Origin of the sequence: Spirosoma sp. SC4-14, assembly GCF_037201965.1 — a bacterium.
Taxonomy (GTDB): Bacteria; Bacteroidota; Bacteroidia; order Cytophagales; family Spirosomataceae; genus Spirosoma.
The window spans coordinates 5700697-5717117 of record NZ_CP147518.1 but is presented as its reverse complement, the minus strand read 5'-3'; the positions used below and the strand labels follow the sequence as shown (position 1 = coordinate 5717117).

Sequence of the window (16421 nt, the reverse complement as noted above, 5' to 3'; positions counted from 1 at the left end):
GTAAACCGAATACCATAAACTATATCACCTGAAAGCCGAATTGATACGGGTCGTCTTCATCGAGCAGAATCTGGTTGAAACCATGAATGATGGCCCAGCCCTCAATGCTGGGAACGATGGCGGGTTTGCCATTCAACTCGGTTTCGGCTTCGATGCGGCCAATAAATTTTGAGCCGATGATACTCTCGTGAATGAAATCCTGCCCTGGTTTCAGGCGGCCTTTGGCATACCATTGGGCCAGCCGGGCAGAGGTGCCGGTGCCGCAGGGAGACCGGTCAATGGCCTTGTCGCCGTAAAAAACAGCGTTGCGGGCCGTTGAGGTTGGATCGAGCGGTTCGCCCGTCCACAAAATATGGCTCAACCCATTGATGGTCGGGTTTTCGGGATGCACAAAGGTGTATTGTTCATTCATCCGCTGACGCATCACGCGGGCCCAGGCAATAAGTTGCTCGGCTTTATAGTGCTCCAGACCAGGAAAGTTTGGCTGGGGATCGACAATGGCGTAGAAGTTGCCACCGTAGGCCACATCGACAGTCAGAGAGCCAAGATCGGGGCATTCGACAGTCAGGTTTTCGGCAGCCAGATAGGATTTAATGTTCGTTATCTTAACCGATTTTACCTTTTTGCCCTCCTGCCGATACGCCACTTTGACAAGACCAGCGGGTACTTCCAGGTTTAGAATGCCCGGTGTTTTAGGCGTCACCAACCCCTGTTCGATGGCCACCGTTACGGTACCAATAGTGCCATGGCCACACATGGGCAGGCAACCCGATGTTTCAATGAATAAGACACCTACATCGTTGGCTGGATCGCTGGGTGGATACAAAATACTCCCCGACATCATGTCGTGGCCGCGCGGTTCGAACATCAACCCGGTTCGAATCCAGTCGTATTCACGCAGAAAGTGCTGGCGTTTGTCGCTCATCGTTGCACCTTCCAGATACGGAATACTACCTCCCGTTACAACCCGAACCGGATTCCCACAAGTGTGGGCATCAATACAGAAGAAAGACTTCATGAACTCGTAATGTATGATAAAAACAGAGTAATGTCATTAGCCGACATTCGCCAGTTCTTCGAGTTCGGGCAGGGCCGGACGATTAGCCAGACCGGCGTTGATAATTGTCAGGATGCGTTCGCGCTCAGCACCGGCCAGCATCAGGCGGGGAGCCCGTACGTATTCGGTACCCAGGCCGGTAGCGGCTTCGGCCAGTTTAATGTACTGAACCAGTTTCGGATGGATATCCAGTTCGAGCAGGGGCATAAACCAGCGATAGATGGCCCGGGCTTCGTCGTACCGACCGGCTTTCACGAGCCGATAAATGGCAACCGTCTCGCGCGGGAATGCACAAACCAGACCGGCAATCCAGCCATCGGCACCCATAACCAGTTCTTCCATGGCCAGTGTGTCCACTCCGCACAGAATCTTGATCCGGTCGCCAAAACGGTTCCGCAGCCGTGTTACATTGGAAATATCGCGGGTCGATTCTTTTACGGCCTGAATAGTAGGGAAGGCGACCAACTCATCGAACATGGAGAGTGTTACCTCAATTTTGTAATCGACGGGATTGTTATAGAGCATTATGGGCAAATCAGTGGCAGCGGCTATCGCTTTGAAATAGGCGCAGGTTTCGCGTTCATCGGCTTTGTAGCGCATGGGCGGAAGCAGCATCAGACCACGGGCGCCCAGGCTGGCGGCACGCTCGGCTACCCGAATAGCATCGCGGGTAGCCCCTTCTGCAATGTTCAGCAGTACCGGAACCTGCCCATCGACATAGTCGACGGCGGTTTTGAGCAGCGTTTCCTTTTCATCGTTTGAGAGGGTGCTGGCTTCGCCGAGTGAACCGCCCAGAATAATTCCATCGACACCTGCGTCGAGCTGCGCCTGAAGGTTGTGCGTAAATGCTGCCAGATCGAGCTCTTCGTCGGCGGTGAATTTGGTAGTTAAGGCCGGGAATACGCCTTGCCAGTTGATTGCCATAGGGGGAGGTTTTTTAGTTTTCAGTTTATGGTTTTCGGTTTATGTTTTCAGTTTACGGTGCTCCGTAGTAGTGAGGTCCTGAATGAGCGAAGCACCGTAAACTGAAAACTATAAACTCTGAACCAGTTTACTCAATACATAATAATTCGCGTCGGGCGTGAGAGCGGTAGCTCCTTTGGCCGACACGGTTTTCCAGTCGGTTGTTGGATTCAGCTTTTTATACGGTCCCGATTCGTCGAGACAGACGAGCACCGGCATGGCGAAATTGGCTACGCAGTTGGTCCAGCGATACTGGAACCCGCCAGCTACCGGATGGTATTCGAGAATCGGAATCCGAGTATCGCGCAGGTACTGATCGAACACAGGTTTGAGATTCAGGCCGGTTTGTTTGCTCATGTAATCCTCAATCTGTTTCGTCGTTACGGTCTGGTGGTAGAACGTCTTGTTCAGACCACGCAGCACCTGCCGCCATTTTTCGTCGTTATCGACCAGTTGCCGGATAGTATGGAGCATATTGCCACCCTTGTAGTACATATCGCCCGAGCCGCTGTGGTTAACGTTATAAATGCCAATGATGGGTTTGTCGTTGCGGATGTTGTTCCGACAGCCGATCACATACTGCGCACCAGCCGCTTTGCCGTAATAATATTCCGTAAACAGATTCTCGGAGTAGTTTGTAAAGCTCTCATGAATCCACATATCGGCAATGTCTTTATAGGTAATGTTGTTGGCAAACCACTCATGACCCGATTCATGAACGATGATAAAATCCCAGAGCAGTCCCCAGCCAGTTTTGGACAGGTCGCGGCCCAGGTAGCCATTGCGAAACTTATTGCCATAGGTTACCGAGCTTTGGTGTTCCATGCCCAGGTAAGGCGTTTCAACCAGCTTATAGCCATCTTCATAGAACGGATACGGGCCAAACCAATGCTCGAACGCTTTCATCATTTGAGTTACCTGTTTGAACTGTATCCGGGCCGAATCGACATGGTCGCGGAGGGCATACAGATCAATCGACAGTGGCCCTTTTTCGCCTGCGTATTTCTCGCTCCAGTGTTCATACTGACCAATATTGAGGTTTACGCCGTAGTTATTGATCGGGTTGCGCACATACCAGTCGAAGGTGCTGGTGTGGTCGGGGTTGGTAGTTACGTTGCGCAGTTGCCCATTCGATACATCGGTTAGGCCTTCCGGTACGGTTACGCTGATGGCCATCGAATCGGGCTCGTCGTACATATGGTCTTTGCAGGGCCACCACGCACTGGCACCCAGCCCCTGGCAGGCGGTTGCAATGAACCAGTTCCCCGATTTGTCGTGGCTCCATACCATGCCGCCATCCCAGGGTGGGCGCTTGGCTACACGCGGCTTTCCGGCATAAAATACGGTTATAGATTCGGTCTGAGCGATCTTTTGGGGTTTGGTCAGGGTAATGAAATAGGCGTCGCCGTCTTGCCGAAATTTCAGCGGCTGACCATCCTGCTCCACTTTCAGAACCCGTAGTGGTCGCTGCAAATCGACCTGCATCACTTTTTCGGGTTTCAGCACACGGTAGCGAATGGTTGTTGAACCGCTCAGGGTGCTGTCGGTGGGTTGGACCCGGACATTCAGGTGGTAAAAGGCCAGGTCCCACCAGGCGCGTTCGGGCGTAATGGAACCACGCAACGTATCGTCGTGCGTAAACTCATACTTCTGCGCTGTTGCCAGCAAAGGCAAGTTAACAACAAACGCTATGAGAATTGATCGAGTCATGGTTTAAAAGAGCCTTAGCGCGGCCCGGGAGGACAATGCTGAAGCAAATAGTTTGTATAAAGTGTGCGCAGATGCTGCGACGTGCCCGGACCTTCCGAAATGCTATGCGTTCGGTTGGGATAGGGCATCACCTGAAACTGCTTGTTGTATTTGATCAACTCATTGATCAGCACTTCGGCATTATCGTAGTGTACGTTGTCGTCGCCAGTTCCATGAATGTAGAGAAGGTTGCCTTTCAGGTTCTTAGCGTAGGTAACGGGCGAGCCCGCCACGAAGTCTTCGCGGTTTTCCTGCGGCAATCCCATATAGCGTTCCTGATAAATATTATCGTAGAACAACTGATTGCCAACGGCCGCAATAGCAATGCCGGTTTTGTAAATTTCCGGATGCTGGAACAGTAGATGCAGCGTCGTAGAACCGCCACCGCTCCAGCCCCAGACAGCTACGCGGCTGGTGTCCAGATAAGCATGTTGTGAAAATAATTTCTTTGCGCCCATGGCCTGATCGCGGATATTGATGCGGCCAATTTGCCGATAAATGGCTTTGCGCCACGCGGCTCCTTTCAGGTTTGGGGTGCCCCGGTTGTCGATAGCTACGTAGACATAGCCAGTCTTGGCCATATCGCCGACAAACATATGGTTGCTGCCCACCGAATAAACATCATTGACGGTGCTACCCGCAGGCTCACCATAAACATAAAAAACGACCGGGTATTTTTTTGTACTGTCGAAATCGGTTGGTTTGGCCATCCAGCCATCCAGCGATACACCATCGTCGGTAGTGAGTTTGAAAAAGCTGACGTTGGATTTGGCTACTGGTTTGGCTCTGGTGGCAATACTTTCGTTTTCGTTTACTGGTTTATGATCGGGCAGCGTGATCCATTCCCGAACCGGCGGTGTCTGGTAGTTGGTAAAGGTGTGTATGGCCAGCCGACCATTTGGCGAAATCGTGTAGCCGTGTGTACCCGATAGCCCGGCTGGAGTAATACGCTCTGCTTTGCCCTTGCCATCTAATCGGGTACGGTATAAATAGCGCTGATTGGTATTCTCGGGCGAAGCTATAAAATAGATCTGATTGGTTGGTTCGTCGATATGGCTAACCGATGAAATGTCGTAAGAACCGGGTGTCAGTAATACTTCCTGTTTGCCGTCGGCACTAACGCGGTAGAGATGACGCCAGCCGTCTTTTTCTGAAACCCATACGAAAGCTTTACCATTGTTGAGCCACTCCCAGCCAGCTGGTCCGGCCGGACTCCAGCGATCTTTTCCGTCGATCCAGGCTTTGTCGGTTTCGGTGGCAATTAGTTTTGCCGACCCGTCGGTTGGATTGCAAACGTACAGTTTACTTTCGTTTTGCTTACGATTCAGTTGCTGAACAATAACGGCATCGGTGTTTGGGAACCACTCCATCCGCACGAGGTAATGCTGCTGCGGATCGCCGGGGATGTTCAGCCAGTTTGTGGCACCTCCTGTTGCCGACACAATGCCAAGGCGGGCTGGCGAGGGGTTTTCCCCAACTTTCGGATACTCGACCGGCACCACATGCGAATAAATCGAATCGGTGGTGTTCAGCATCAGGTAGTCCCGGATTTTGGTAGCATCGACCTGCCAGTAGGCTATCCGTTTGCTATCGGGGCTCCATCGGAAACCATCCCGACAGTCGAATTCTTCTTCGTAAGCCCAGTCGAAGGTGCCGTTGATGCGTTTGCGGGTGCCGTCGGTGGTGAGTTGCGTTCGCTGACCTGTAGCCACATCTTCAACAAACAGATTATGGTCGCTGACATACGCTACTTTTTGGCCATCGGGCGAAAACCTGGCGTACATATATGACTGGGCCGGTAAGGCGGGTGCCGATGAGCCTAGCTGCCTAAACTGGCCACCAGAGCGGTTAATGAGGTAATAATCGCCACGCGTATTATAACGCCATACGCGGGCCGTATTGGTAAAAATCAGAACCTTGCTGCTGTCAGGGGTAAATACAAAGTCAGTAACAGCGAGTGGCTGATCGGAGCCGGGTTTGCGAAATTTGTCTTTTGTCAGCAGCGTGGTTTTACGACCCGATCGGATGTCGGTTTTAACCAGATCGCCCTGTTCAATGGATGCGTAGGCGTTGCCATCTGCAGACCAATGCATCTGCCACCCCGGAACCTGAGCGGTAGCTAGTGAAACAGTAACGCCAAGCCATACGGTCAGTATGGTTTGGCGAAAAGATAAATGAGATGAAGTCACAAAAAAGCAGCTAGTTTCGGTTAGCCAGTAAAGTTACACGAAATTTAGAATGCTGCCAGAAAAGAACCGCTATTCGACAACAACTGCCGTGCCATTGGCACTTACCATGAGCATAGCACCGTTAGATCCAATGGTCTGATAGTCTAAATCGACACCAATAACCGCGTTGGCACCGAGCCGGGTTGCCTGGTCGATCATTTCTTTGATGGCGATGCTTTTGGCTTCACGCAGGGCCTGAACATAGGCGCCTGAGTGCCCGCCGACTACATCACGAATCGAGGTGAAAAAATCCTTAACCAGATTGGCACCAATAATAGCTTCGCCATTGACCAGACCTACATATCGACTAATGTTTTTGCCTTCAATATTGGGAGTAGTGGTGATGAGCATTGAGAAGAAGTTGTGGCGTTGTGAAGCTGTAAAGTTATACAGTTAAGAATATATACAAATGATTGTTTTCTCAATATGGCTATAGATGTAGTCGATACGCTGGATTTGGGTATGCTTTGCCAAAGAAAATCAGTGAATTGGTGGATAACGCAAACGTTGGCAATAGCCTGATTTGTTTAACGAGTCTGTTGGTATTCGCGCTTCGGGCGTGGCAACAGGAGCAATTCATTGAGGGTTTCTGCTGCTTTGCAGATAGTATATAACAGTTCATCCCGAATGCCCGTGTGGCTGTTGGGGGGGCGGTCTACTTTTGTGTCGAAACTAACAAAAACTCAATCACTAAGACACAAATACTCATGATGAAGTTAGGCCGTTTATTCACCTGGGCATTGGTTATAGCCATGCCGCTTTGGTTCGGAAGTTGTAAGAAAGAAAGTGGCGGTAGTGGCGATCCGGTAACGCCCAATTCAATTGAAGGAAGCTGGAAAATTTCGGGCATGAAACTGAAACAGGGCAACCAGACCGAAGACTACCTCGATCTGATCAAACAATACGTTGGGGAGGATGCCGTAGCCTGTCTGACCGATAGCAAGATCACCTTCAACAGCAATGGTAAAGTTACGGGTGTAGCGTCGCCCAAGTGCCAGTCGGCGGGGGCTGACGATTTCAATCCGGCTACCGACAATTCGACCTGGAATGTCTCGGGAAGTAAGCTCACGATTACCGACAGTGATGGTGCACAGGTTTATGACCTGGCTATTAACGGAAATTCGATGACCTGGAGTGTCAACGAGCAGGACGATCTGGATGGCGATGGCGTGAAGGAGACATACACCACCATGATCGAATTCAAACGCGCCTAAAAGTTAAGCGAAGGCATATTCTCTTTTCCAGTTCAGGCTATCTGCACGATGCAGGTAGCCTGAACTTTTTTAGGGTAACCTGGAGCATGGCGTAGTTTGCGATATTGTTTGTATGCGGTTTATAGAATGTATTGTACAAACGATGCCGCTAACGAAATCTATTCTTTGTATATATGCTTTATGTGTCATTTTTGGGGTGAGTCCCATTGTTCATATTTTTATTTACGTTTAATGAGAAAGAATTATTTGCTTCGTTCATTTGCCTGGGCCCTGATTATGGTCCTGCCTCTTGCCTTCAGTAATTGCAGTAAGAGTAGTAATGATTCGGTAACGCCCAGTTCGGTTGAAGGAAACTGGAAAATAACCAGTATGAAAATTAACCCGGCTGTCGATACGGGTATCTTTGGGACAATAGATGATTTCTATCAGCTATTTGTAGCACTTGGAGCCGAAACATGCCTGAAAGAATTGACACTTACTCTCAATAGTAACGGTACGACCTCCTCAAATAATCCAGCCTCCTGTCAGGATGGAACAGATGAACTAAGCGATGTTGCTCCGGTTTCCAATAATGGAAAATGGGTTATGAGTGGCAACAAGCTTACAATAACTAATTCCGACGGTACAATTGAGAATTATGATACCGCAATCAGTGGCAATACACTGACTTTAACTGCAAAAAAACAAGTTGGTGATAAGGACGGAAATCCTGTGAACGCGACCATGACAATCGTCCTGACGCGAGCTTGATCAACATCGTGGTGGATAAAAAAAGCCCGCAGGCGGGCTTTTTTTATGCCTTTTCCAGGCAATCCTGCAAGGTGGCGATGTATTTTTCCAGATATGTTGCCGCGTCTCGGCTTCTGTATTGCAGAATATAACGCGGATGATCGAGCGTAACGATTGAGTCGAAAAAATTATGCTGATTGTTCAGTCGTTGCAGATAGCCTTCGTTTTTTCGGCCCAGACAAACGGCTACGCGCCGATTGTAGCCAAAGCGGGTCTGTGTCTGAACGGTTTCCGTAATGGCAGGCCATAACGCATCGGTCGTGGCGCGGTCGTCGTAGAAATTGTAGTTTTTCCCGGATTTGGTGAGTGCCAGCGGAAAGAGTGATGTCAGAAAAAAGCGATTGTAAAATTCTTTTGCTCCGCCAAATGCCTCAACAACCTGATAAATAAACCGACTCGACAGTTCGGGTGTGTCGGCCAGTGCATTGTCGATGCCACAATACCGGCGCAGATTCTGGGGTGTGGTGAAGGCAATGCCCGTTACGCCCGCTCCAAATCGGCCGGGGTTGATGCCCAGTACAAAAACGCGGGCTGCGGTGTCGTTGAAAAAACGCTGATAAAACGCGCTGACAATCTGCTGTACGGCTGGTTTCTGATACGGGTTCATCACGCCGATTTCGGGTGGCAAACCGGCAGGGGCCATCAGCGAATTGTAGTAATCAATGGCTTTTTCGGCAAAGGTGGTCATGGTTGAGCAAAGTAAGTGTAACAGCGTAGGGCAACCTCCCCAATGATCCGTTCGGCTTCTGCGGTTGGGACACCTTCGACAAAAACAGAAAGCAGAAAGGGCCGAAGCTGATTGCCCGATCTGGCATACACGATCCCGGCATCACCCCGAACATACGATAGCGTACCGGTTTTATGCGCCACCACAGTACCTTTGGGCAGTAGGCTCGGAATGCTTTTCGTATCTTCGACCTGCTCCAGTATTGTAATCATCTGGTCGCAGAGTTCGGGCGTAGCAACCTGTTTGCGGTATATTTTTTCCAGCAGCTCATTCATTTCCCGCGTGGTCACGTAGTTTTCGCGACCTTGCCGGGCAGCCAGCGTGTCCATCATCACACGATTCAATTGCGTTTTCGTAAGCCCAATGCTGCGAATCCGCTGATTGATGGCGTCGCGCCCGAGTTCATTGATGAATATGTTGGTTGCGGTATTATCGCTATAGATGAGCATCAACCGAAGCAAATCGCGATAGCTGACCCGGCTGCGATGCGAATAGGTTTTCAGAACGCCACTCCCCCCGGTTTTTTCGGAGTTGGTCAGAATATGAATCTCGTCGAGGTCGAGCATGCCGGCTTTAACCCGCTCCATCGCTTCGAGCATAATCGGAAGCTTAATAACACTGGCTGATGGAACCCGCTCATCGGCCCGGTAGTAGAACGACTGGCTGCTATCGAGTAACGATTGCGTAGCAATACTGATACGGGCGTTTTGAGGAAGTTGTTGATAAAAAGCAGTCAGGCTCTCGGAAAGGGTCTGCCCAAATGTGGTTGAAACCATACAAAGCAGAAAAAATAAAGTCGGAACGGAAGCCCCGACTTTATTTTTCAGACCACCAACTGTTGGTTTATCGATCATAAAATTGCCTCAAACAGCATCTGGCTGTTTGTTAATACTTATACTACAAACAGCCAGATGCTGTTTGAAACCCTACAGATAAACCTACTTAATATTTTTCCGGCGGTTGCGCTGGAAATCTTCGAACATCATATTGCCTAACCCCTGCAGGCCGCTATAATAAGCCCGTCCGTTGTTCACTTTCGTAAACTCCTGCACAAATTGTTTCAGATACGGATCAGAGGCAATCATAAAGGTCGTGATCGGAATCTCCAGCCGACGGCATTGGGCGGCCAGCGTTAAGGTTTTGCTGACCACTTTCCGGTCGAGGCCAAACGAGTTCTTGTAGTATTTGATCCCTTCTTTCAAACAGGTTGGTTTCCCATCCGTAATCATGAAAATTTGCTTGTTCTTGTTCTTCCGACGGCGCAATAGATCCATTGCCAGTTCGAGACCAGCTACCGTGTTGGTATGGTAAGGGCCAACTTCCAGATAGGGCAGGTCTTTGGCCTGAATTTGCCAGGCATCGTTGCCAAACACTACAATGTCGAGCGTGTCTTTTGGGTATTTCTGTTTCACCAGTTCGACCAGGGCCAGCGCTACTTTTTTGGCCGGTGTAATCCGGTCTTCACCATACAGAATCATCGAGTGGCTAATATCGATCATCAGCACCGTAGACGTCTGTGTTTTCTGCTCTTTCTCGGTCACTTCCAGATCGCGCTCCATCAGATGGAACTCTTCGACACCGCTGTTGATCTGCGCATTTTTGATCGATTCGGTCATCGAGATCTGTTCCAGCGTGTCGCCAAACTGATAGGAACGAAGATCGCTGCTCAGCTCATCGCCCGTGCCAGTGTATGGTGTGTTGTGGTTGCCCCCCGATTTTGAGCGTTTGAGCTTGCCGAAAATTTCTTCCAGCGCCGACCGGCGAATGGTTTGTTCGCTTTTGGGCGTCATCACAATTCGACCTTCTTCATTGCTTTCGGTCAGGTAGCCTTTTTCTTTCAGATCATCGAAAAAATTACCGATGCCATACTTGTCGTCGGTCAGGCCATATTGCCGGTCGAGCTGGCTCATCCACGCCATTGCCTGCTCAACATCGCCAGACGTTAGCAATAATAGTTGCTGAAAAATGTTGAGCAGTTGGTCAAATTTGCTGCCTTCTTTTTGTTCGGGCGGTATGTAATCAGAAAATTGAAAGCCTTTCATAGATTAAAGAGCGAAAGTGTGCGAGAGCGAATGTGTGAATAGCTAGTGACTGGAGAACAGTATGGGTTGAGGATTTGTTCGCCTTATTTCTTCACAATCGGTAACCGGATTTGCGACGGATACTGGGCCGTGTGAAAAATCTGATTGTGGGCCACCACACCATTTGTTTCGCTAACGTTATCTCCGCCCGTATTCATGTTTCGATCGAAACGCGGAAAATTACTGCTCGATACTTCAATCCGTATCCGGTGGCCCGGTGCAAAATAATTGCTGGTTGCCATGGGGCTTAATGTGAGCTTGTATACTTTTCCTTTCTCCATCCACACTTCTTTGTCGAAACCATCGCGATAACGGGCGCGCAGAATGGTTTCATCCAGATTATAGGCTTTCCCATCGGGATAAACGTCGATCAGTTTTACCGTAAAATCGGTGTCTTTGGCATCCGACGATACGTAGAGGGTTAGTTCAATGGAACCCGTCAGTTCAACGCCATCGGCAAAAGGTTCGGTGGTATACACCAGAATGTCCTGCCGGGTTTCCATCTGGTGCTGATCGAAGGAGCCACCCTGAACGGCATTGCCTGTGCAGCATACATTGCCACCATACGACGGTACCGGATAATTGGGGTCATAGGCAAAGGCATCCGGTTTTTCATCTTTTCCTAATGGCCTGGTTGTTAATTTTCCATCGCCATAGAGGCTATTGGCACGGCCACCACTGGAAAGAAAGTAGGTAGTCATTTCTGCATTGGCGGGAGGCCAGGTATCCGAGGTCTGCCATTTGTTGGAGCCCATGGTGTAGTATTTCACGCGGGGCATATTAGTCGGTACACCATTGTTTGCGTCTTTCAGAAAGTGATCGAACCAGCCATAAATCATACTGTCGTAGTCGAGTCGGGCATCGCCAACGCTGCGTTCGCCAACAATGGTGTTGGCCGTAGCCCGTTTGTAGGCGCAGTGCAGCGTAGGTGCAATGACCAGATACTGATTGTCGCGCACCTGCGGATCGGTCGCATTTTTACGAACGTGATTGAACAGTGCCAGATTCGGTCCGGTCGACACGTCATACCACGACACAAACCAGTAGCTAGGCACGCCAAAAGGCATGTTGTCGTGATACAGACCGCCTTTATACCAGTCGGGGTCGTTGGGTTTGCGAACGATCATTTTTTCGTAAATACCTTTCTGGCCGTTCACATTTTTGATAATGTCCTGAACGGGCAAATGCTTCAGCCCCTGCACCCAGTCGACTTTCGGCATTTCGGGAGCCAGGTCGTAGAAACGCGAAACGCGGGTAAGGTCTTCACTGCTAGCGGTTTTGGGAAAGAGCGGACGCGCAAACTGGTCGGTTTGGGTGCCGTATAGCCAGGTCGTAAAAAGCATTTGTTGCGCTCCGCCCCGGTACCAGTTGCCCTGTTCATAAAACGACCCTACGCGTCCTACGCCTGCGCCGAAGCCCATTGGGACCATAGCAGCATGGGCCGGATGGTCCAGTGCGGCTACTGCCATTTGCCATTCGGCAGTCGACGAGCAACCGTATGTGCCAATCTTCCCGTTCGACCACGGCTGTTTGGCCATCCAGGAGAAAGCGTCGTAGCCGTCGGTAGTTGGCGGGCCGAGAATATCCCATTCACCTTCCGAGAAAAATTTACCCCGCTCGTTCTGAACCACATAGGCATAGCCCCGATTAACGGCATCGAGCGCAGCCTGATAGGAGTTCATGCGTTGTTCGCCGTCGCCCCAGCTATTGAAATTGTACGGTGTTTTGGAGAAAATAATCGGGACTTTCTGATCGGTTTTGGGCCGATAGATATCGGTTGCCAGCCGAACGCCATCGCGCATGGGCATCATCACTTTCTGCTCGATGATGGCAATATCCTGTAATTTTTTAAGAATGTCTTCCTGGGCGTGGGCGTAGTGTGTAACGCAGAGGGCAATAAAAAGAATGGTTCGAACGAATGTAGAGGAGTGTTTCATTGATGAGGTTGTATGATTGACAGGCTAGGTAGTGAAATAACGCATTTCGGCGGATAAAACAAAAGCGGTAAATGGAACCGAGCCTGATCGGTCGGAGTCACATCGAAAAATACAAGCTTTGGTGTATTGCTTAAAATAAAGAAGCTGACTACCTATATAACTGACCGGGTCGCCATAAATCCGGGCATTTGCAAGTCAAAAGATAGCGCAGGCTAATGGAGGGGTTGTTTCGCGAACTATGCTGTTTTCGCTTCGTCAATTGTCTCAGCTACAGTAAAGCAAACTGGTAAGTCTGATAGATAAGCCGAGTAACCGCTATTGTTTGTCTCTTCAATACAGGGCTTTTCATAGCAATGCCGTAGGCATGTCATCGTAGTAGTTATTCTGGTTTATGAAAAGCCCTGCTCTTCAATAATGACGGTGTATTGTATTACTTAAAGTCGTTTATTTTACAACTGCGCCAGCAGATACAGCACCGCCATTCGAACGGCAACTCCGTTTTCGACCTGATCGAGAATGATCGAATGCGATGAGTCGGCTGCGTCGGAAGTAAGTTCAACGCCACGGTTAATAGGGCCGGGGTGCATCAGCACAATAGGGCGGTCCAGTTCATCGAGCATTTGCTTCGAAATGCCGTAATAGAGCGAATATTCCCGCAACGACGGGAAATACTTGATTTGTTGACGCTCCAACTGAATTCGGAGCACATTGGCTACATCGCACCAGGCCAGCGCTGCCCGAACATCATGCCCAACTTGAACGCCCAGTGACTCAATATACTTTGGAATCAGTGTTTTGGGGCCGCAAACCATCACCTCGGCCCCCTGTTTCTGAAGGCAGAAGATGTTCGACAGCGCCACGCGGGAGTGGGTGATGTCGCCGATGATGGCAATTCGTTTGCCCGCAACATCGCCGAGTTTTTCACGAATCGAAAACGAGTCGAGCAGGGCCTGCGTTGGGTGTTCGTGGGTGCCATCGCCCGCGTTCACAACATTGGCTTTGATATGGTTGGTCAGATAGTGCGGAGCGCCGGGGCTGCTATGCCGCATCACCACCATATCGACCTTCATGGCCAGAATATTATTGACTGTATCGAGCAGGGTTTCGCCTTTTTTGACCGAGCTGCCCGATGCTGAAAAATTGACTACATCGGCCGAAAGGCGCTTTTCTGCCAGTTCGAACGATAGCCGTGTGCGGGTCGAGTTCTCGAAAAAAACGTTGGCAATAGTAATATCACGCAACGATGGGACTTTCTTGATCGGGCGATTGATGACTTCTTTAAACTGACCGGCCGTTTCCAGAATGAGTTGAATATCTGACTCGGTTAGGTCTTTGATACCCACCAGATGGCGGACGCTGAGGGATTGGGCCATGTGAACGATACGAACAAAATTGGGCAAAGATAAGGGGAGCAGCGGTAAACCGAACCCTAAAATCTGCATTTTTGGCCGTTGACCTAGTATCGGTTCCTACAATTGGCTGATTTTGGCCCGAATGGTAGCTGCTGTATCTTCATAGGACGCACCAATTGGAATGGGGTGTCCGGCAATAGTAAGTTCCTGACGCCCAATTTTATCGATTTTACTGAGGGCAACCAGATAGGACCGATGCACGCGTGCAAACTGATGTGCTGGTAAGTGCTGCTGAAGTTCGGTCATGGTTTGGCGACTAAGCAATTTCCGGTTTTTTAAAACATAGGTTAAATAATTGCCCTCTGCTTCGATGTAAAGAATGTCGCTGAGCATTACCTTTTCTTCGTCGTAGCCCGTTTTAACGAATAAAAAATCCGGCTCTTCGTCCGACCGAAGTGTTTTTTGTTCCAGAACTTTGTTGCAGGCTTTCACGAATCGTGCCAGCGAAAACGGCTTGAGTAAATAATCGATTGCATCCAGGTTGAAGCCCTCAACGGCATAATCGGAATAAGCTGTCGTGAACACAATCATTGGTGCTTTGGGCAGGCAGTTGACCACCTCAAGGCCCGATATGTCGGGCATTTTTATGTCAAGAAACAGCAGATCGACTTGATTGGTCTGCAACCAGGCCATTGCTTCGAACGCATCGGTAAAGGTTGCTTTCAGGTCGAGAAAGGCTACTCGGGCGGCATGGAGCCGAATAACCTCCAGCGCTTGTGGTTCGTCGTCGATAGCGATAGCGGTTAGTATCATGGTGTTTTAACCTTTACCCATTTTGTGTTCTCATGAACAACTCCCGCAATGGTAGTGTCGGAAGCTGGTTCAAAGGTAAACCGATCGCCATATTCTTTTACGAAAAAAGCGAATGATCCTTCAGGATGCAGCGTATAGCTAAAGCCGTTCCACAATTGTTGTACGAACAAGCTGTTTTCCTGGACCGTAATCTGGAGCGACCGGTCGGTGCGATTTTCCAGTTTGTATTCCCCAGCCATACTGGCCAGTTTTTGCTGTGAAACCTGAATTATTTTTTTAATGATCGGTTTGAAGTCAGGCCATTGGTATACGTGCGCAATACTGCGCATCAGCTCGAAAATTAAGCCCATACCGCTGTCGGCATTGGTCATCACAACGACACCCTGACCTGTTTTGGCATAGCTGTAGAAATAACATTTGTAACCAGCGTTGCTGCCGCCATGACTGAATGCCAGTGTGCTATCTGAACCGTGAATTTCTGGTCCAAGACCATGTTCGCCCGGTTGTTTGGTCAGCATTTTGTTGACCATCGACCTCGAAAGCACATGATTGGTTTTCCCTTGAAAGGACTGCTGAACATCAACCAGGTAGCGAGCCAGATCGGTGGCAGTTGTCCACAAGCCAGCCGGAGCCATTTCGGGGTAATTATGCCAGTTTCCGGGTAGTTTTTGGCCATTGCCCAAATGCCCAATACTCGCATTGCTCCATAAGGCTTTGGGTAAGGGTTGCTGATAGGTGCTGCAATCCATTCCTATTGGTTTCAGGACTAGTTGCTGCATGAGGTCTGGAAATCGTTTGCCCGTCACATCGTTGAGTAGTTGCTGCAAAATCACGTAGCCGCCACCCGAATAACGCCAGCCGCTACCAGGAACCGTATCGGAAACAACAGGTGGAGAATTGGCTGGTTTTTCGCCGTTCAGAATTTGCGTTACCGACGGAATCGAGTCGCCGGTGGCATAACCCCGAAAACCATGAACCGTCAGTCCGGCGGTGTGCGATAAGAGCGCTCGGAGCGTAACGGGCTTCTGGTCTGTAAATCGACTTTGGGGAAGTTGCCAGGTTTTCAGATAGGCATTTATGTCGGTATCCAGATCAAGCTTTCCCAGTTCAACTAGCCGCAGAGCTGCCATTGCGGTAATTGGCTTACTGATCGATGCGGCCTGAAATAGGGTATGCGTATTGGCGGGCTGTAAACTGTCGTTACTCAAATACCCATAGGCTCTGGCCCATTCGAACACACCATTGTTGATGAAGGCGATGCTAACCGCCGGAACATGGTAGTGTTTCATTCGATCGGTAAGGCTGAATTGAACGAATGGTTTGTGGGCCAGTTGGAGCGGGGGCATTAAACTGGTTTCGACTTCGTGGATCGTTTTTTCAATTGTTTGCGAACGGGGCTGGCCAATGGCAACTTTAGCCACCAGTAGCATGAGCAGAAATAGAATGAATTGTTTCATAGGGATAGCTGCGTCGGTTGACGTTTGGGAATGAAACCAGAAAGAGAACGGCGT

General features: G+C 49.8%; 14 protein-coding genes. 2 read left to right on the top strand and 12 right to left on the bottom strand.

What is annotated here, in order from left to right:
* Positions 1–19: 19 nt before the first annotated feature.
* The 5 genes from WBJ53_RS23420 to WBJ53_RS23400 form a co-directional block, all read right to left on the bottom strand.
* Positions 20–1018, bottom strand: a complete 999-nt coding sequence (locus WBJ53_RS23420; RefSeq protein ID WP_338870686.1) for a 4-hydroxyproline epimerase — start codon at positions 1016–1018, stop codon at positions 20–22.
* A gap of 36 nt (positions 1019–1054) precedes the next feature.
* Complete coding sequence (locus tag WBJ53_RS23415) at positions 1055–1975, bottom strand: dihydrodipicolinate synthase family protein (protein WP_338877226.1); 921 nt, start codon at positions 1973–1975, stop codon at positions 1055–1057.
* A 114-nt stretch (positions 1976–2089) separates the two neighbouring features.
* On the bottom strand, positions 2090–3730 hold the full coding sequence (locus WBJ53_RS23410) for a M1 family metallopeptidase (RefSeq protein ID WP_338870684.1): 1641 nt from the start codon (positions 3728–3730) through the stop codon (positions 2090–2092).
* A 14-nt stretch (positions 3731–3744) separates the two neighbouring features.
* Complete coding sequence (locus WBJ53_RS23405; protein ID WP_338877225.1) at positions 3745–5862, bottom strand: S9 family peptidase; 2118 nt, start codon at positions 5860–5862, stop codon at positions 3745–3747.
* Between the two features lie 165 nt (positions 5863–6027).
* A complete protein-coding gene (locus WBJ53_RS23400; protein ID WP_338870682.1) occupies positions 6028–6348 on the bottom strand; it encodes a heavy metal-binding domain-containing protein in 321 nt (106 codons plus the stop codon).
* 356 nt (positions 6349–6704) lie between these two features.
* On the opposite strand from WBJ53_RS23400, the gene WBJ53_RS23395 reads away from it, so the two are divergent.
* The gene (locus WBJ53_RS23395) at positions 6705–7211 is read left to right on the top strand and encodes a lipocalin family protein (RefSeq protein ID WP_338870680.1); all 507 of its coding nucleotides are present in this window, start codon (positions 6705–6707) and stop codon (positions 7209–7211) included.
* A 231-nt stretch (positions 7212–7442) separates the two neighbouring features.
* Complete coding sequence (locus WBJ53_RS23390) at positions 7443–7961, top strand: lipocalin family protein (RefSeq protein WP_338870678.1); 519 nt, start codon at positions 7443–7445, stop codon at positions 7959–7961.
* A gap of 43 nt (positions 7962–8004) precedes the next feature.
* Here WBJ53_RS23390 and WBJ53_RS23385 read toward each other — a convergent pair whose 3' ends face one another.
* The 7 genes from WBJ53_RS23385 to WBJ53_RS23355 all read right to left on the bottom strand — a co-directional run bounded on the left by WBJ53_RS23385 (position 8005) and on the right by WBJ53_RS23355 (position 16367).
* A complete protein-coding gene (locus WBJ53_RS23385; protein WP_338870676.1) occupies positions 8005–8688 on the bottom strand; it encodes a uracil-DNA glycosylase family protein in 684 nt (227 codons plus the stop codon).
* The gene (locus tag WBJ53_RS23380; RefSeq protein ID WP_338870674.1) at positions 8685–9581 is read right to left on the bottom strand and encodes a serine hydrolase; all 897 of its coding nucleotides are present in this window, start codon (positions 9579–9581) and stop codon (positions 8685–8687) included. The genes WBJ53_RS23385 and WBJ53_RS23380 overlap by 4 nt, the downstream gene beginning before the upstream one ends.
* An 84-nt stretch (positions 9582–9665) precedes the next feature.
* Entirely contained in the window at positions 9666–10769 is a 1104-nt protein-coding gene (locus WBJ53_RS23375; RefSeq protein ID WP_338870672.1) for a VWA domain-containing protein, read from the bottom strand.
* Positions 10770–10852: 83 nt separating this feature from the next.
* On the bottom strand, positions 10853–12745 hold the full coding sequence (locus WBJ53_RS23370) for a CocE/NonD family hydrolase (protein WP_338870670.1): 1893 nt from the start codon (positions 12743–12745) through the stop codon (positions 10853–10855).
* A 449-nt stretch (positions 12746–13194) separates the two neighbouring features.
* Positions 13195–14118 carry an aspartate carbamoyltransferase catalytic subunit gene (locus WBJ53_RS23365; RefSeq protein ID WP_338870668.1) on the bottom strand — a complete coding sequence of 308 codons (924 nt, stop codon included), beginning with the start codon at positions 14116–14118 and terminating at the stop codon, positions 13195–13197.
* A 96-nt stretch (positions 14119–14214) separates the two neighbouring features.
* Positions 14215–14910: a LytTR family DNA-binding domain-containing protein gene (locus WBJ53_RS23360; RefSeq protein ID WP_338870666.1), complete on the bottom strand. Its 696-nt coding sequence runs from the start codon at positions 14908–14910 to the stop codon at positions 14215–14217.
* Positions 14907–16367: a serine hydrolase domain-containing protein gene (locus WBJ53_RS23355; protein ID WP_338870664.1), complete on the bottom strand. Its 1461-nt coding sequence runs from the start codon at positions 16365–16367 to the stop codon at positions 14907–14909. The genes WBJ53_RS23360 and WBJ53_RS23355 overlap by 4 nt, the downstream gene beginning before the upstream one ends.
* Between the last annotated feature and the right edge of the window lie 54 nt (positions 16368–16421).